At 70.8% G+C, this 17,060-nt stretch carries 11 protein-coding genes; 3 read left to right on the top strand and 8 right to left on the bottom strand.

Features of this window, described 5'->3' with window-relative positions; translation table 11 throughout:
- The first annotated feature begins 18 nt into the window (after positions 1–18).
- The gene (locus TR50_RS05270) at positions 19–870 is read left to right on the top strand and encodes an SAM-dependent methyltransferase (RefSeq protein WP_063775004.1); all 852 of its coding nucleotides are present in this window, start codon (positions 19–21) and stop codon (positions 868–870) included.
- 137 nt (positions 871–1,007) lie between these two features.
- Here TR50_RS05270 and TR50_RS05265 read toward each other — a convergent pair whose 3' ends face one another.
- Positions 1,008–1,658, bottom strand: coding sequence for a GAP family protein (locus TR50_RS05265; RefSeq protein WP_369405694.1), 651 nt, complete (start codon positions 1,656–1,658; stop codon positions 1,008–1,010).
- A 300-nt stretch (positions 1,659–1,958) separates the two neighbouring features.
- The gene (locus TR50_RS05260; protein WP_084699765.1) at positions 1,959–3,425 is read right to left on the bottom strand and encodes a DUF2252 domain-containing protein; all 1,467 of its coding nucleotides are present in this window, start codon (positions 3,423–3,425) and stop codon (positions 1,959–1,961) included.
- A 397-nt stretch (positions 3,426–3,822) separates the two neighbouring features.
- Here TR50_RS05260 and TR50_RS05255 point away from each other — a divergent pair, with 397 nt between their 5' ends.
- Positions 3,823–5,652, top strand: a complete 1,830-nt coding sequence (locus TR50_RS05255; RefSeq protein WP_042414926.1) for a glycoside hydrolase family 15 protein — start codon at positions 3,823–3,825, stop codon at positions 5,650–5,652.
- Between the two features lie 136 nt (positions 5,653–5,788).
- Here the strand turns inward: TR50_RS05255 and TR50_RS05250 are convergent, their stop codons facing one another.
- From TR50_RS05250 to TR50_RS05230, 5 genes are all read right to left on the bottom strand, one after another.
- Positions 5,789–6,874: an FUSC family protein gene (locus TR50_RS05250; protein ID WP_042414924.1), complete on the bottom strand. Its 1,086-nt coding sequence runs from the start codon at positions 6,872–6,874 to the stop codon at positions 5,789–5,791.
- Between the two features lie 607 nt (positions 6,875–7,481).
- Positions 7,482–8,846: a glutamate decarboxylase gene (gene gad, locus TR50_RS05245; RefSeq protein ID WP_052440750.1), complete on the bottom strand. Its 1,365-nt coding sequence runs from the start codon at positions 8,844–8,846 to the stop codon at positions 7,482–7,484.
- A 361-nt stretch (positions 8,847–9,207) separates the two neighbouring features.
- Positions 9,208–10,152, bottom strand: coding sequence for an NADP-dependent oxidoreductase (locus tag TR50_RS05240; RefSeq protein ID WP_169790421.1), 945 nt, complete (start codon positions 10,150–10,152; stop codon positions 9,208–9,210).
- 249 nt (positions 10,153–10,401) lie between these two features.
- Complete coding sequence (locus TR50_RS05235) at positions 10,402–11,874, bottom strand: aldehyde dehydrogenase family protein (RefSeq protein ID WP_042414920.1); 1,473 nt, start codon at positions 11,872–11,874, stop codon at positions 10,402–10,404.
- Positions 11,875–12,103: 229 nt separating this feature from the next.
- A complete protein-coding gene (locus tag TR50_RS05230) occupies positions 12,104–13,450 on the bottom strand; it encodes an NAD(P)/FAD-dependent oxidoreductase (RefSeq protein ID WP_042414918.1) in 1,347 nt (448 codons plus the stop codon).
- Positions 13,451–13,656: 206 nt separating this feature from the next.
- Here TR50_RS05230 and TR50_RS05225 point away from each other — a divergent pair, with 206 nt between their 5' ends.
- On the top strand, positions 13,657–15,987 hold the full coding sequence (locus TR50_RS05225) for an ATP-binding protein (protein ID WP_063775003.1): 2,331 nt from the start codon (positions 13,657–13,659) through the stop codon (positions 15,985–15,987).
- 312 nt (positions 15,988–16,299) lie between these two features.
- On the opposite strand, the gene TR50_RS05220 is transcribed toward TR50_RS05225, so the two are convergent.
- Positions 16,300–16,989, bottom strand: coding sequence for a YoaK family protein (locus TR50_RS05220; protein ID WP_042414915.1), 690 nt, complete (start codon positions 16,987–16,989; stop codon positions 16,300–16,302).
- Between the last annotated feature and the right edge of the window lie 71 nt (positions 16,990–17,060).

Here is a 17,060-nt window from a genome sequence, read left to right as displayed (position 1 = left end):
CGCGGTCCGATCGGCTCTATGATCACCTCCGATCACTTCCGATCGCCCGCAGCCCGCAGCCCGGCACCCAGTGGAGCATCCGTGGACACCCCGCCGCCGAACATAGCCCGCGTGTATGACTACCTCCTCGGCGGCAAGGACAACTACGCCTCCGACCGGGCCCTGGGCGAGCGGATCGCCGTCGCGCTCCCGCAGGTCCACCTCGGCGTCCAGGCGCAACGCGCCGTCCTGCGCCGCGTCGTCGACCACCTCGTCCGCGAGGTCGGCCTGCGCCAGCTGATCGACATCGGCTCCGGCCTGCCCACCGCCGAGAACGTCCACCAGGTCGCCCAGCGCATCGCGCCGGACACCCACGTCGTCTACGTCGACAACGACCCGGCCGTCCTCGCCCACGCCCGCGCCCTGCTCGCCGACAACAAGCAGACCGTCGTCACCGACGCCGACCTGCGCCACCCCGACGAGCTCCTCGCCGACCCGGTCCTGCGCGCCCACATCGACTTCGACCAGCCCGTCGGCCTGCTGCTCTGCGGCATCCTGCACTACATCCTCGACGACGAGGACCCCTACGCCCTCGTCCGCACCCTCGTCGACCAACTGCCCTCCGGCAGCTACGTCTTCGTCCACCACCTGATCACCGCCGGCCCCGAGGTCGACGCCGACACCGCCGAAGCCGAAGCCGCCCTGCGCCAGGGCGTCGGCCGCGGCCAGTTCCGCACCCTCGACGAAGTCGCCGCCTTCCTCGACGGCCTCGACCTCGTCGACCCCGGCGTCGTCATCGTCCCCGCCTGGCGCCCCGACACCGACACCCCCTGCCCCGACGCCCACCCCGTCCTCCGCCTCGCCGCCGTCGGCGTCGCCCGCAAGCCCTGACCGGCGCCCCACGCGCCACCCCACCAGCGTCCACTCAGGCGACCCAAGCCGGATCGGGCTCAGCTCCGAGCCCCTCCACGCGCAGCCGGGCAGCCTCCTCGCACGCTTCCAGCTCCTCGAACAGCGGCCGCCGGATCTCACGCGAGCTGCGAGAGGCTCCTGCCCACCAGCCAGAAGCCGAGCAGGAGTGAGAGCACGACGATCGCCGCGTCCTCGTGGTCGGTGATCCACCGACGCAACCGCTCCAGTCTCACCTCGGCGGCGCCCGGGGCGAAAACGGTGTAGAGCTCCATCGACAGCTGACTTGAGACCGCCAGAATGCAGAAGGCGCACAGGACGAACCAGGTGGCGGCGTCGGACAAGTTCGCCTGGACCACCGCGGCAGCACCGGCGGCCACCAGACCCCAGGGCTGGAGCAGTACCGCGATTCCGGCCGCCGACCACGAGTTGACCTGGTCGAGCCGTGCCTGCCACTTGGGGGTCTTGATCTCGTGGGGCACCTTGATTCGACGCCACTTGCGCTGCCCGTATGCGATCAGGCCGACGCCCACCACCAGCTTGACCACCTCCGCGGACGTCGACGGAGACGTCTTGCCGGCGGGGGGATGGCCTCCGGTCAACAACAGCACAGCCGCGACCACAACGACCAAGCCCGCCAGCCAGGCAAGGATAAAGGCGAGTCCATTGCGAACACCCCGCTCGGCGGACAGTAGCAGGAGGAACGCCACGAGCGGGAACGGCTCGAGCGTGATTCCCAAGCCGATCACGACAAGCTCAAGGACCATCATCGGCCGCCTCCGCGGTCTCCGAGCCTAAGAAGAGGAGCGCGCGCAGCCTCCGTCGGAAAGGTTCTCCGGATCCTGCCGCCGCATCCCTCTGTCCACCAACTCACGGCTGCAAGGACAACTGGTGAATCGTCATACAGGACACGATGCCGGATGCAACGCGGATTCGGCGTTCCGGGATCTACGAGAGAGGTACTGATCCCCCGGTCGGCGTAGCCGGGGCGATCGCCGGGATTCAACAGCCCGGCAGCCATCCGCCGACTGCGAGGTGACCCCTCGGGACCGACCCGGGCGGACGCGCCATCAGATCTCGGTGGTGGCTTCTGCTCTGCCGTCCTTCACGGCAACCTGAAGGGCAGCGAAGTCGTCTTCGTTCTGGTCGGCGTAGGCTTCGGCGAAGTCCGCGATGGCATGGTCGAACCGCTTCGAACCGCCGAGGTAGGCCGCCAGGGCGATGCGGTCACCCGAGCGCGCGTGCGCTCGGGCCAGGGTCCAACCACACAGCCGCGCGTAGATCGCCATGCCTGAGGGGATCATGATCTCGATCGGTGCGGATGCCTTCCAGTCGCGCAACTGGCGGACGTAGAAGTCGCGGTCCACCCCGTCGTCGCCGGTGGCACGGGTCCAGCCGAGGAAGATGTCGCTCTCGGCCTGCATGAGGTGCTGCCCGGCAACGACCCGCTCACCCTCGTTGCTGTACTGGCTGCGCCCCGCGTACTCCGCCAGGACGGAGGGCTGGGCTTCCTTGGCCTGCAAGAACAGCGGCTCTACGCCGTCCCCTGCGTCCATCAACGCGATCCAGGCCCGGGTGCCGACGCTGCCGACCCCGACGACCTTGCGAGCCATCTGCTCCAACGTGAACTGACTGAGCAGGTGCCGTCGATCGGACTGCAGGGTGAGCCGGTACTTGCTCAGGACGGTGCCGATCAGGTCGTAGAGCGAGTCCGCCTGCACATCGCTGAACAGCTCCTCCACCGGGATGATCATGGGTGGATCGCTGATGATCTTCCGTCGGCCGTCGACCAGGCTGGTGAGCTTGCCCAGCGCCTGCGTGCTGTCGCGGGTGTGGGCCTTGGCCATCAGCGTCTCGGCCTTCTCGAACCGCTTGGTCTTGATCTGGGAGCGGAACTGCTCGATGGCCTCCTCGATGTCCAGGTGGGCATACCAGACGTCCAGGAGGGGCTGCTGCGCGAATTGGTGCATCGCCTTGCGATAGCCCTTGGCGGCCGCCAGGACGATCTTGCGGCGGGCCTTGTCGGAGAAGTCGTTGTCGCGCCCCGCCACCGCCAGGCTCGCGGCCAGCCGCTTGACGTCCCACTCGAAAGGCCCGGGCAGAGTCTCGTCGAAGTCGTTGACATCGAACACCAGTTGCCTCTCCGGCGAGGCAAACGCGCCGAAATTGGACAGATGTGCGTCTCCACACAGCTGGACCCGCAGTCCCGAGGTGGGCGTGGCAGCCAGATCGGCCGCCATCGGCAGCGCCGCACCTCGAAAGTACGTGAAGGGTGACACCAGCATGCGCCCGTGCCGCACCGGTACCAGCTCCGGCACCCGCGAGTCCGCCTGGCCCAGCAGCAGCCCTACGGGATCCCGCGACTTGCCCGGCCGAAACTCTCCCTGGGCTTCCAGCGGCGCCGCCCCGCGGGCCTCCTTTCCCAGCGCCACCCGGTCCGCACGGCTCAAAGACTGCGCTGCCGTCCGTGTCGCACCGCGGGTGGACGGCCGGCCACCGGGCCTTCCGCCTGCCACGCCTCCGTTTTTCATCGTCATGGCTACTCCCATCGGGCCGCAGCCGCGTGTGCTGCCGGCCGGCAAAGCACCACAGATAGCTAGGGGTGTACCGACTCAGGGCAACCCCTCACGCGCCGGGCCGGTCACGGAGCGTGGTAGAGCCGCATCAGCCTGCCCGGTCCCCGACGTGGGTTCCCCTCAAGTCGACCATGTCAGGGCGCACCACGCTCATTGGGCTCCCGGGCGCACTCCTGTACGGACGGCTGCCCGCAGAGGACCGGGCCGTCGGGCCCCAGCACAGCCGTGGCCGAGGGGCGCCGCGCACACCGGATGCGCCCGGGCAGTTGCGGCACCACGAGGTTGGCGCCACCACGAGAGGCGAGAGCGTGGCACGCCTCCGATAGTGGAGAAGGGGATTCCTTTCGATTGGACGCTCATGGACCGCTACCCTCCGATCGCCGACCATGGGCTGGTGGGCGACCTGCAGACCGCAGCCTTGGTCACCTCGCAGGGAGTCATCGACTGGTTCGCCGCTCCGCGTTTCGACTCCCCGAGCCTCTTCGCCGCTCTGCTCGACCACGACAAGGGCGGCTACTTCCGTATCGCGCCGGACGCGGCGGACGACTCCCGCAAGCAGTTGTACTACCCGGACACGGCCGTCCTGGTCACCCGGTTCATGTCGCCGGACGGCGTCGGCGAAGTCCTCGACTGCATGGACCCCACCGGCTCCGAAACCGCCACCGACCGGCACACTCTCATCCGTGGGATCCGCGCGGTGCGTGGCTCGGTCCGGTTCAGCCTGGAGTGCCGTCCGCGCTTCGACTACGGCCGCGCCACCCACAACCTGGACCTCACGCCCGACGGAGCGGTGTTCCGGGCTCCTGAGATCACCGCCCACCTGCAGGCGACCTTCCCCATCGAGCGCGACCAGCATGACGCCGTAGCGACCGTGACCCTCCACGAGGGCGAGACCGCGGTCGTCGTCTTCACCGTCTGCAGCCCCGCCGGACCCCCGCCGCCTCCCGTGCCCAGGACCGAGGCCGAGGCGGAGGAGAGGCTCTGGCAGATCGTCGACTTCTGGCAGCGCTGGGCGCGCGGGTCCCGCTACCGAGGCCGCTGGCCGGACATGGTCAACCGGTCCGCCATCACCCTCAAACTGCTCACCTACGCACCCACCGGCGCGCCGGTCGCCGCGGCGACGATGGGCCTGCCCGAGCAGGTCGGCGGGGAACGCAACTGGGACTACCGCTACACCTGGGTCCGCGACGGGTCCCTGTCCATCCGGGCGCTGCTCGACCTCGGGTTCACCGAGGAGGCGACCGCTTTCACCCACTGGCTCCGCAACCGGATCCTGGCGGAGCAGGAGCAGGGCAGCAAGGAAGCCCTCAAGATCATGTACCGGGTCGACGGGGAGCCCATCCTGACAGAGGAGATCCTCGAGCACCTCGAGGGATACCGCGGCTCGTACCCGGTGCGCCTCGGCAACGCGGCCGCAGACCAGCTCCAGCTCGACATCTACGGCGAGGCGCTCTACGGCCTCTCCGAGGGCCGCGAGATCGGCCTGCAGGCCGACTACCGCGGATGGAAGGCCGTCGCCGACGGCCTGGACTGGCTGGCCGACTCCTGGGACCGGCCCGACGAGGGCATCTGGGAGACCCGGGGCGGACGCCAGGACTTCACCTACAGCCGCGTGATGTGCTGGGCCGCCTTCGACCGTGGACTGGCCATGGCCGACGAGTTGCGCCGGCCCGCCGACACCGAGCGCTGGACCAAGGCGCGGGACGCCATCCTGGAGCAGGTCATGACTCGCGGCTGGAGCGAGACCGACAAGGCCTTCGTCCAGCACTACGGTGCGGACGCCGTCCTGGACGCCTCGCTGTTGCTGATGCCGCGGGTGGGCTTCGTGGCGCCACGAGACCCGACCTGGCTTTCCACCCTGGACGCCATGGACAAGACCCTGGTCTCGGACAGCCTCGTCTACCGCTACGACCCGGCCGCCTCCCCCGACGGCCTGCGCGGCTCCGAGGGGACGTTCAGCCTGTGCACGTTCCTGTACGTGGACGCCCTCGCCCGCGCCGGCCGCCTGCGCCAGGCCCGCTACACCTTCGAGAAGATGCACACCTACGCGAATCAAGTCGGCCTGTTCGCCGAGGAGATCGGCCCCAGCGGGGAGCAACTTGGTAACTTCCCCCAGGCGTTCACCCACCTCTCACTCATCACCGCCGCCACCGCCCTGGACGAGGCCCTCGACCACATGGACAAGTGACGCCCCAGGGAGAGTGCCCCGACGAGCGACGATCCGCCCGGCCGATGCTCGGCCGGGCGGATCCCGTGTGCCCTCGCGAGGGACAGCGCAGGCGGGACGTCGAAGGCGCCGACGGGTCGTGCCGCGTTGCTCAGGTTCAGGCGGATTCCGGCGAGGGTCTGGCGCTGAGCTTGGTGAGCAGGCCGGCAAGAATCATGGCGAGCACACCGATCCCCACCCCGCACAACGTCCACAGCATCCGGTAGCCCTCAGCGGCATAGTCAGTGGGCTGCGGAAGGTCGATCAGGGTGAGAACTGCGGCAGCAATCGCCGCACAGTAGAACGCATAGTTCCAAAAGCGGATGGCCGCCCCGTGCATGAACAGCACAAGCGCGACGACTTCGAGTCCGCGAGAGATCGCGAACAGCTTCAGTCCCGTCTCGTTGGCGGGGATGAGCAGCAGCAGCCCAGCCGCGACAGCGCCGATCAGCGCGCCGACCAGGCGCTGCGCTGACACGATCGTGCTCTGCTCCAGGCTCGGCTTCAGCGCGATCATGGCCGCGATCGGCATCCAGACGCCGTGCGTCAGGTTCAGCCCGAACGCCAGCGCGATCGCGCCGCCGATGGCCACAGCGCGGATCACCGCGAACACGACCAGCGGCCCGGTCAGCTTCTTCCGCGAGGTGTCACCGGGGAACTCCGCAACCGGCGGGGGCTGGTCCTTGCGCCCGCAGATCAGCCACGCCAGGAACGTCACCACGATCCACAGCGCCGACCCCCCGGCCCAGGCGACCACCTGAGCCCAGGTGTAGTTCGTGATGCCGGGATGCTGATGCAAGCCCGACGCGAGTGCGAGGGTGACGATGAACCAGACGTTGAGAAGCATGGCGGTGGCGAAGCTGTGCACCCCGAGCGCGACCGCCAGGCCGGCCACCAGCGTGACCATGAAAGCCGCAAGCACCAGCCAGCCCCAGGCGTCTCCCCCGATGCCGAACCCCAGCGCGGTCAGCCCCGCGCCGACCAGCCCAAATCCGGCGATGTGCGACGCGCGGCGCCCGTAGCCGCCTCCCGGGTCGGCCAGCGCCGCGAACAGCAGGCCGAAAACTGCGCTGAGAAGGTACTGCTCATACCCGATCGCCCAGAAGACGACCAACGGCACCAGCGCGGCATCCAGGAACATCACCGCTCGCGGCCAGTTGAACCCCGCGGGATTGCGCTCGAAGACCTTCGAGAGCCAGCTCATGATCGTCCTCCCGCGAACAGGTCCCAGCCGACTGGGACAGGCCAGATGTCGATGCCGTCGTGCCCTACCGGCAGCACCTGCTCGCGGGTTCCGCACCGGTGGGCCATCGCTTGTCGGCCGGGAAGCGGGTCTCTCGGCCTGCCTGGAAGCGGAAGGACTCGCTGCCGGTCCTGGGCGGGGTGCAGCGGAAGGTGGTCCGGTCGACCTGCCGCACGATCCGACGCGACACCGTGAACCGCGCGGACGTCTCCGCCCGGACAGCCCGTCGTCCCGCCGGCCTGCCGGATCCTCTCGAACAACACCTCACGCGACTTGTGCACCAGCGGTCTCCCCGACCCGGAACGTGATCAACGAACACAGCATGACGGCCCACTTGGCCGAACCCACCGATTGGGCCGAAGGCGGCATGTCCCGCCGATGCGGACGCGCGATCGGGTGACGCTCCGCGACTACCGCGTGGGCGGCCGACCCGTTGTCGCCGGATTCGGCGCCGATGAGACGATCGACGGAGGGCCTGGTCAGTTGCCGGCCCCGTGGCCGAATCGCGTCCGCGCGGTCCCGGGCCGAGCAGGCCCCGGTTGAGCGCGGAGCATCCGCGGCCCCTCGCTCAGTAGCCGGTCCCTCCCTTGACCCGGGCACGCTCGACCTCGCTGGTCGCACCCTTGTGGTCCAACGTGTCACAGGCGCGGGCGATGTCCTGGGTCAGGCGCTCGACCTGCTCACGGCTCATGGTCTCCTTGACCAGCGCCCTAAGGATCTTCACTCCTTCGGCGTTGGGCGGAAGCGTGTACGCCGGCACCATCCAGCCGCGCTCGGCCGAGAGCTGCCAGGCGATGTCGGACTCGTCGTAGGCGTGTTTGCCGGCGAGGCGGAAAGCGGCCAGCGGTAGCTGTTCGAGGTCGCTGCCGATCACTTCGAACCGGCCGCCGCTGCGCAGGTTGTCCGCCAACGCGCGGGCGTTCGACTGCATCGACTCCATGACGTAGGTGTAACCCTGGCGACCCAGCCGTACGAAGTTGTAGTACTGGGCGAGCACCATCGACGCGCCGGTGGAGAAGTTCAGTGTGAACGTCGCGTCGGTCTTGCCCAGGTAGTTCTCGTAGAACACGAGGCGCTTGGCCAGGTCGGACTCGTCGCGGAAGACCAGCCAGCCGATGCCGGGGTAGACCAGCCCGTACTTGTGTCCCGAGACGTTGATCGATCGGACCTGCTCGAGTTGGAAGTCCCACTTCGAGTCCGGGTAGAGGAACGGCCACACGAAGCCGCCGCTGGCGGCGTCGACGTGGATCGGGATGTCGAGGTCCCGTTTCCTGCGGATATCCCGCAGAAGTTTGTCGATCCCAACGACGTCGTCCTTGTGGCCGGTGAATGTGGTGCCGAGGACGGCGACGACGCCGATCGTGTTCTCGTCGAGGTGGGGCTCCACGTCCTCAGGGCCGATCGTGTACTTGTCTTCGGCGAGCGGCACGATCCGCGGCTCGACGTCGAAGTAGCGGCAGAACTTCTCCCACACGACGTGGACGTCGCCGCCGAAGACCAGGTTGGGCCGGTCGACCGACAGGTTGGCCGCCTCCCGGCGCTCGCGCCATTTCCACTTCAACGACAGCGCGCCGAGCATGATCGCCTCGGACGAGCCCTGGGTCCGACATCCCGCGGTCTTACCCGGCGCGTGGAAGAGATCGGCGAGCATGCGCACACAGCGCTGCTCGATCTCCGCGGAGATGGGGTATTCCGCGTGGTCGATGAAGTTGCGGTGGAGGTTCTCGGCGATGATCCGCTGCGCCTCCGGCTCCATCCACGTGGTGACGAACGTGGCGAGGTTGCGCTCCGGGTCGCCCTCCATGACGAGCTCGTCGTCCAGCAACCGCATGGCATCCGTCGCAGTCATGCCCTTCTCGGGAAAGGTCTCCGAAGGCGCGGGCATGGTCAGGAAGCGGTTGCCGAACAGGGCCTCGACCTCACTCTTGCTCATGTCGGCGACTCAACCACCTCCGGTCCGGGTGCCAGGCCCAGGGCTCGCGAGCCGGACTCGAAAACACCCGAACGGCACAGTGGCGGCGCGTTGCAGGTCCTTTGTCGGTCGGACGGGTCCGGCCGGTCGCGACGCGTAGTCGGCTCGTCCGGGCATCGGCCTGGCGACCGCGATCGCGCTGGGCCGCGATCACCACCGCGGTCATGAATGCGGGAGAAGCCCAACGTCATGGCCAGGACCAGCAGCACCCACGGCTGACCGGTCCCCCTCCCCGCGGCCGGGGATGATCTGCGCGCAGCGTCGACCTCGGCCGCTCGCGTGTGCGGGACGTCGGTGGGTGTGCGACGGTCGGCGGCAGGTTTCAGGAGACCTGGAGGACGATCTTTCCGCGACGGTGCTCGCGCTCGAGCGCCGCGTAGGCCAGGGGAGCCTCCGCGAGCGGGACGGTGCGGTCGATCCGAGGCGTCAGCCGGCCGGACTCGACCAGGGCGGTCAGCTCCTCGAGTCCCGCCCGGTCGGGCTCGACCACGAAGAACACCGCACGCGCGGCGCTGCGCTCCGGCACCACGGGTGGCGCGACGATGCTGACCAGGGCCCCGCCAGGCCGCAGCACCTGCCAGGACCGGCTCTGGCTGTCGCCGCCGACGGTGTCGAAGACCAGATCGACGTCCTTGACCTCGTCCTCGAACCGCCGGGTGGTGAAGTCGATGACCTGGCTCGCCCCGAGGCCGCGCACGAACTCCTCGTCCGCCCCGGCGGCCGTCGCCGCCACCGTCGCGCCCAGGGCCGCGGCCACCTGGACGACGAACGACCCGACGCCGCCCGCCCCGCCGTGGACGAGCACCCGCTGACCGCGCGTCAGACCTCCGTGCCCGACGAGACCCTGCCAGGCGGTGAGGCCGGCGAGCGGCAGCGCCGCGGCCTGCTGGTGGTTCAGTGACGGGGGCTTGGCGGCCAGCACCTCGGCGGGGATCGTCGTGTACTCGGCGGCCGCGCCGTCGCGCAGGAACGGGATCAGGCCGTAGACGGCGTCGCCGACGGCGAAGCCCTCGGCTTCTTGACCCAGTTCCGCGACGACGCCGGAGACCTCCTTGGAGGGGACGATCGGCACGCGCGGCGTGCCGGTCCCGTCGAAGCGGTCGGTCCAGGTCGCGTCCCAGCCGAGTTCGCCCGCCGTGATGGACGCGGCCCGGACGGCCACCAGCACCTCTCCGCTGCCGGGGTCGGGCTTGGGGGCGACCTCGTACCGCAGTTGTTCCGGCCCGCCGCGGCGGTGCCCGCGCACGGCGCGCATGATGGCGCTCATCGTGGTGTCTTCCTTCCTGCTTCGGCTGTCGCTGTCGCCGCTTACTCCACTGTCGGTCCTGAACGGCACGCCCGGCTTGAGTCGATCGACTGCACAGGCGCGGCATACCCGGGCGGAGCAGTCCGCGCGGAGGCCACCGCGAACAGACCGCCGTGACGGCTCGGAGTCGGGTCCGCCGGGAACGGGCGAGGCGCGCCTTGGGCCGGCCGCGCTCCCCGCCCGCTTGTGGGCGTGGGCTCCGTGCCCGGCTCAGTACGGCAGCGGACGCGCAAGGTGCTGGATGCTGATCCAGTGTCGGCTGGTGAAATCGTCGTCGACCCAGCCGAGGCCGAATCGGCCGTAGCCCGACTGCTTGTCCCCGCCGAACGGGGCGTGCACGTCATCGTGGACCGTGGTGTCGTTGATGTGCGTCATCCCCGCCTCGATGCGCTGGGCGAAGCGCAGGGCCCGCTCCAGGTCCTCGCTGAAGACCGCGCTGGACAGTCCGTAGTCGGTGGCGTTCGCGATGCGCAGCGCATGGTCCTCGTCGTCGGCCCGGATGATCGTGGCGACGGGCCCGAAGACCTCGTCGCGGGCCGTGGCCACGTCGTTGGTCCCGACCAGGACGTGCGGGGGCAGGACCTGACCGGTGGGTCCGGTGGGGTCCGCAGACAGCAGCAGCTTGGCGCCGTCCGTCACAGCGCGGTCGATCTTCTCTCGGATGGAGTGGAGTTGACGGGCGTTGATGACCGGTCCGATCTGGGTGCCGGGATCGGCCGGGTCGCCAACGCGCAGGTCCTGGGTCTGCTCGACGAAACGCTCGACGAACTCGTCGAACACCGGCGCTTGCACGATGATCCGGTTGGTCGCCATGCAGATCTGGCCGTTGTGGTAGAAGCTGCCGTTGCCGGCGCACATCAGCGCCCGCTGGAGGTCGGCGTCGTCCAGCACCACCATCGGACCGTTGCCGCCCAGTTCGAGGGCGAGGCGCTTGACCCCTGCCTTGCGGGTGATGCCGAGGCCGACCGCGGTGGACCCGGTGAAGGAGACGACCCGGGGGACCGGGTGCTCCACCAGATGGTCCCCGATCTCGGCACCCGTACCGATCACGACGCTCAGAACCCCCGGCGGCAGGCCCGCCTCCTCATAGGCCTTCGCAAGCCACAGACCGCCTGTGACCGGCGAGTCCTCGGCAGGCTTGAGCACGACGGCGTTACCCAGGGCGAGCGCGGGGGCCACCGAACGGTTCGACAGGTAGAGCGGGAAGTTCCACGGACTGATGACTGTCACCACCCCCGCGGGGCGGCGCAGCACTCGGTTCTCCTTGTGCGGGACGTCGGAGTCGACGAGCGTGACGGGATGGGCGGTCTGCCCGCCGGCGAGCGCGGTCACTTCGGTGGCGATGGCCACCTCGACCTCGGCCCGGGACCGCGTCGCCCCGATCTCACGGATCAACCAGTCCACCAGCTCGAACCGCCTGGTCTGCATGATCTGCGCCGCGCGGCGCATCACCGCCGCACGCTCGGACGGTTCGGCGGCGGCCCACGCCCGCTGGGCGCGGCGCGCCTCGCTGTACGCCTGGTCGACGTCCGCGGCGTTCGCCGGCGTGATCTCGGTGAGCACCTCCCCCGAGTAGGGGTTGGTGTCGCTCAATCGACGCCTGGAGCTCCCCTCGCGCCAGACGCCTGCGATCGGCATCCGGGTGAAACGGTGGTACGGCGTGGGCCTTTGGTTGATGGTCATGTCTGCCTCCTGAGGGACGGGGCTTGTGGAGGCAGCCTCGCGGTCCCGCGCGCCCGTCCGCTTCGGTAGACCGACTGCATCGCACCGTCGCCGGCGCCCACCCCGACCGTGACCGGACCGCGGACGGGAGAGGAGGTCGACGCCCGGCTGCGCGAGGCTCTCGGAGGTGCGGCGGCTCGCCGTTCTTCCGTCGCACGTGGCGACACCACGGTGCGCCCTGCCGCGTCGATCAGTCCGAAGCGGTCGCGGCCTTCACGTCCTGCGGCGACAGGTATCCCTCGGTGTGCTCCAGCGCCCGCACGGTGTGTTCCTGCCGGGCGAGCAGACCCGTGCGGACGAAGTCGTCGCCGGCCAGCGCGTGCAGCAGCCAGTTCGTCAGGACCCTGGTTCTGGCCACGAGAGTCGGCAGCGCCAGCAGGTGGTAGCCGCGGGCGACGGACAGGGCGACGAAGCCGCTGAGCGGCACACCGAGCGGACGGGCCACCGAGCCCCGGCCTCCGAGGTCGACCACCAGGCCGAGATCGTGGTGTCGGTAGGGCCGCAGCGGGCGTCCGCGCAGGGCTGCCGCCAGGTTCTCGCCGGCCACCCGGCCCTGACGGAGGGCGTGTTGGGCAGTCGGCGGGCAGACCGCGTCTCCGCCGACGGCCAGGTCCGGCACGGCCGCCGCGTCGCCGACGGCGAAGACACCGTCGAGGCCCGGCACCGTCAGTTCCGTTGTGACGGTCAGCCGTCCCCGGACCGTCGCGGCGTCCAGCGAGGACACCAGCGGGCTGGCCGCCACGCCCGCGGTCCACAGCAGGGTCCGGCACGGCAGGCGCCTGCCGTCGGTGAGCACCACCTCCTCCGCCGATGCCTCGGACACACTCACGCCGAGGCCGACCTCGATGCCCCTTCGGCGCAGCACGCGCAGCGCGCGCTCGCCCAGCCGCTCCCCCAGCTCAGGCATCAGGCGGGGCGCGAGGTCGACGAGATGCCAGTCGACCAGGTCGGGGTCGAGGTTCGGGTAGCGTCGACTCGCCGACCGCACCAGTCGCTGCAGATAGGCGGCTGTCTCGGTTCCGGCGTAGCCGCCGCCCACCACCACGAAGGTCAGCCGGGCCCGGCGCTCGGCCTCGTCCTCGGTGGCGGCGGCCAGGTCGAGTTGCGCGAGGACGTGGTCACGGACCGACACCGCCTCGGCGAGCGTCTTCATCCCCCGGGCGTGGTCCGGCACGCCAGGGATCGCGAACGAGCGGGTGACGCTGCCCGCGGCGAGCAGGACCAGGTCGTACCGCTCAAGCACCTGATCGCCCGTGATCAGTCGCACCACGGCTCGGCGGCGCGCCGGGTCGACGCCGAGCACGGTCCCCGGCACGATCCTCGTGCGGCGCAGGATCCGGCGCAGCGACACGGCCACCGACTGCGGGGTGAGCACGCCCGCCGCGACCTGCGGAAGCAACGGCAGATACAGCTCGTAGTCCTGAGGGGTGACCAGAGTCAGGTCGGCCTCCCCCGGGCCGAGCCGCCGCTCCAACCTTCTGGCGGCGGCGACCCCGGCGAAGCCGCCGCCGAGGATCAGGATGCGGGGACGGGTCATGCGGGCGCCTCCCTGGGCCGAGGACCGGAGGACCGCTCCCAGCGGTCCGGGCTCAACCCTTCCGCCCGCGCCCGTCCCAGGCTTGAGTCGATCGACTTATTTCCGCATCTCAGACCCCTTGAGCCCTCCCACTGCCCCGCCGCCGTCCCTAGGATCACCGCTCGGTGGGGCGGCTTCGGCCGTGGCGACGGCGATCGGGAGCGGCGGTGGGGACGACGGAATTCGGCAGGCTGCTGCGTGAGGAGCGGCAGCGCGCGCTGCTGACACTGGAGAGCCTGGCGGAGGCCTCGGGCGTGAGCGCGCGGGCCATCAGCGACATGGAGCGAGGTCGCAGCACACCGCGAATGTCCACACTCACCGAACTGCTCGACGCACTCGACCTGGACACGGCCGGACGCCGTCGCCTGCTCGAGGCCGCCGGACGACCCTCGACTCCCGAGACGTCCGTTCCTCGGCAGCTACCGCCCGACCTGCGGGCGTTCCGAGGCCGCAGCGACGTGCTGGAGGCGGCACGGGCGCTCACCGACCGATTGGGAGCCGGGGCTGCCCAGCAGGTCCTGATCACGGCGGTGGCCGGCATGGCCGGCGTCGGCAAGACGACCCTGGCCGTCCACTGGGCACACCGGGTGGCAGACGGGTATCCCGACGGTCAGCTGTACGTGAACCTGCGCGGCTTCGACCCCGGCGGCAACGCGCTGGACCCGGGCGAGGCCCTCGGCGGCTTCCTCGTCGCCCTCGGCGTGCCCGCCCGGGAGATCCCCGAGGGCACTGCGGAGCGCGGCGCGCTCTTCCGCGAGCGCACGGCCGCGCTGCGGCTCCTCGTCGTGCTCGACAACGCGCGCGACGCCGACCAGGTACGGCCGCTGCTGCCCGAGGGCCCGGGGTGTCTTGCCCTCGTCACCTCCCGCAGCCAACTCACGGGTCTGGCGGCACTCGACAGCGCGGCGCAGTTCAGTCTCGACGTGTGGACCCCCGACGAAGCCCTCGACGCGCTGCGGGCCCGGATCGGCGACGAACGGGTCGAGGCCGAGCCGGACTCGGCCGCCGCGCTGGTGGAGCTCTGCGGGCGTCTGCCGCTGGCCGTCGCGGTCATGGCGGCCCAGTTGGGGGCAACCCCCGTGCTCTCGCTCCGGGCCGCGGCGGCCGACCTGCGCGACCCCTCGACCCGCCTGGACACCTTGGAGGGCGCCGACCCGCGGACGGACGTACGGGCCGTCTTCTCCTGGTCCTACCGCGCCCTCGACGCCGAGGCCGCACGCTTCTTCCGGTATCTCGCCGTGCACCCCGGTCCGGCGATGTCGGCCGAATCGGCCGCGTCAGTCGCCGGGGTGCCCCTGCGGACGGCCCGTCGGCTGCTGCGCCGGCTCACCTCGGCGAACCTGCTCTCGCGCGACGCGGAGGGCCGCCACCTGCTGCACGATTTGCTGCGTGACTACGCCTGCGAGCTCCTGGAGCAGGAGCGCGAGGACCGGTTCGCGGCCGAGACCAGGCTGCTGCACTACCTTCACTTCAACGCGGACTCCGCCGGGCGGGTCATGTCCACCCGCACGCGTCGGCCGCTGACGCAGTCGCCGGCCGAGGGGGTGGTCCTGCTGCCGTTCGACGACCGCCCGCGGGCGATCGAGTGGTTCCGTGGCGAGGAGGACACCATCCTGGCCGCCCTGCACGCCATCAGCGACCCGCGTTTCACCCGGGCGCGGCTGCTACTGGCCGACGACAGCACCACGTTCCTGGACGCCCAGGGGCGCTGGGCCGACGAGATCACGCTGCTGCGCGTCGTGCTGGACGCGGCCCTGGTTCTGGACGACCCTGGCGTGATCACCGCTGCCGCCGGTGGCATCGCCCGGGCGCTGGCCCAGCTGGGGCGCGCACAGGAGGCCGACGAGCAGGTCGAGTTGATGGAGCATTACTTCGGGCGGCTGGACCCGGAGCAACTGGCACACACCCGGCGCAGCATCGGCTGGGTCCTCGGTCGCCAGGGGCGGCACGAGGAGGCCCTGGAACAGGCCCGAGCCGCACTGGCGCTCTATCGGACACTGCCGGACGAGAACCTCGTCGCCCGCGAACTCAACGCCGTCGCCTGGTACTCGGCCCTGCTCGGCGACTTCCGGACGACCATCTCCCGGTGCGAGGAGGCGCTGCCGATCCTCCGGCGGACCGGGAACCAGCGCAGCGAGGCCGCCACCTGGGACACCCTCGGGTTCGCCCGGCTGCGTCTGGGCGAGACCGAGGTCGCGATCGGGAACCTCCGCCGTGCGCTGGATCTCTACCGGCTGGTGCACGACCTCCCCAACCAGGCGGAGGTGCTGGACCATCTGGCGGAGGCACTGCTGGAGCGAGGGGAGCCCGACGCGGCTCGGGCCGCCTGGACCGAGGCGGCCGAACTCCTGTCGGGAGTCGGCAGCGCGGAAGCGTCGCGCTTCGCGGCCAAGGCGGACGCCGTGGGCGCCACCGGACCCACGGCCCGCACGGCACCGACTGAGGACGACCGGCCCGCAGGGAACCCCGGGCGACGTCGCGGACCCTCGTCGGGTTGACCACTCAGGCCGGTGGGCGCGGCTGATCCCGTGGATGCCCCGAGCGAGGTGATCGGCCCCGGGCGAGGTGACGGCACCGGCTGCCGCCGGAACCGCTCCGTCATCTGGTGGACGACCCCGAGCGGTCCTGCGCGGCCTCGATACTCGCAGCTCCGGCTCGGAGCCGGCGGGACTCGGCGGTCGCGCAGGGCGGCGACCCGGCGCAGGGAGCGGAAGGCGTCACCGGTCCGGGTCCGGGTCGCGGCCCCAGCCGGGCTCGGGCCGCCCGGTTGCCGCGCCTTCCGCTCTCTGCACGTCACCGGTGACGCTCCGTCAGGACGCGGGGACCGCCGCGACGGCGGCGAGGACCAGGGCGGCCGTGCCGAGCGCCCAGGCCGCCCCCGCGTGCAGTTCCAGGGCAGCTCCCGTCAGCGCCCCCGCCAGGATCGCGGCGACGGAGAGCAGGCGGCGCGCCGTCGCCCGCTCCGGGCGGTCCGACGCCAGGCCGGTCACGGTCAGCGTCAGCACCGTGGTGGTGAGGTCGGGCACCGCGAGCTTGCGGACCACCGCGTTCTGCAGTCCCATGCCGCAGCCGAGCAGGGCGATCAGCGCGGCACGCGTGCCCGTGTGCGTCGCGCCCGACGCGAAGGCCACCGCCGCGGCGCAGGCCACCAGAACGGCGTGGGCGGCCACCACGACGCGGAACAGCCCCACCGGACCTGCCGGAAGGAGGCGGGCGATCCGGCTCTCGGACCACGCGCCGACCACGAAGGCGGCGATCGCCAGGGCCGAGGCCCACAGGCTCAGGCTCTTGGCGCCGGCCAGCGAGAAGCCGAGGAACGCCACGTTGCCGGTCATGTTGGCGACGAATACATGCCCGAGGCCGAGGTAGGACACGGCGTCAACGAGGCCGGTCACGAACGTCAGCGGCACCAGCAGTGCGGGGAGCGGGCCGTAGCGGTTCGCCCCGGGTGGGAACAAGCGGTCCGAGACGGATCGCAGCACGGGTATGGACGCGGTCACGGGTTTCCTTCCATGGGTTCGGCGGGTCCGGCGACCGCCTGCCCACGGTGCAGGGCGAGGCGGGTGAGCAG

Origin of the sequence: Streptacidiphilus anmyonensis, assembly GCF_000787855.1 — a bacterium.
GTDB lineage: Bacteria > Actinomycetota > Actinomycetes > Streptomycetales > Streptomycetaceae > Streptacidiphilus > Streptacidiphilus anmyonensis.
This window is presented reverse-complemented; position numbering and strand designations above follow the sequence as displayed.

Excerpts from the sequence above, each read along its gene's own strand:
- TR50_RS05270 (WP_063775004.1), top strand. The coding sequence starts at position 19 with ATGATCACCTCCGATCACTTCCGATCGCCCGCAGCCCGCAGCCCGGCA.
- TR50_RS05265 (WP_369405694.1), bottom strand. The coding sequence starts at position 1,658 with ATGATGGTCCTTGAGCTTGTCGTGATCGGCTTGGGAATCACGCTCGAG.
- TR50_RS05260 (WP_084699765.1), bottom strand. The coding sequence starts at position 3,425 with ATGACGATGAAAAACGGAGGCGTGGCAGGCGGAAGGCCCGGTGGCCGG.
- TR50_RS05255 (WP_042414926.1), top strand. The coding sequence starts at position 3,823 with ATGGACCGCTACCCTCCGATCGCCGACCATGGGCTGGTGGGCGACCTG.
- TR50_RS05250 (WP_042414924.1), bottom strand. The coding sequence starts at position 6,874 with ATGAGCTGGCTCTCGAAGGTCTTCGAGCGCAATCCCGCGGGGTTCAAC.
- gad (WP_052440750.1), bottom strand. The coding sequence starts at position 8,846 with ATGAGCAAGAGTGAGGTCGAGGCCCTGTTCGGCAACCGCTTCCTGACC.
- TR50_RS05240 (WP_169790421.1), bottom strand. The coding sequence starts at position 10,152 with ATGAGCGCCATCATGCGCGCCGTGCGCGGGCACCGCCGCGGCGGGCCG.
- TR50_RS05235 (WP_042414920.1), bottom strand. The coding sequence starts at position 11,874 with ATGACCATCAACCAAAGGCCCACGCCGTACCACCGTTTCACCCGGATG.
- TR50_RS05230 (WP_042414918.1), bottom strand. The coding sequence starts at position 13,450 with ATGACCCGTCCCCGCATCCTGATCCTCGGCGGCGGCTTCGCCGGGGTC.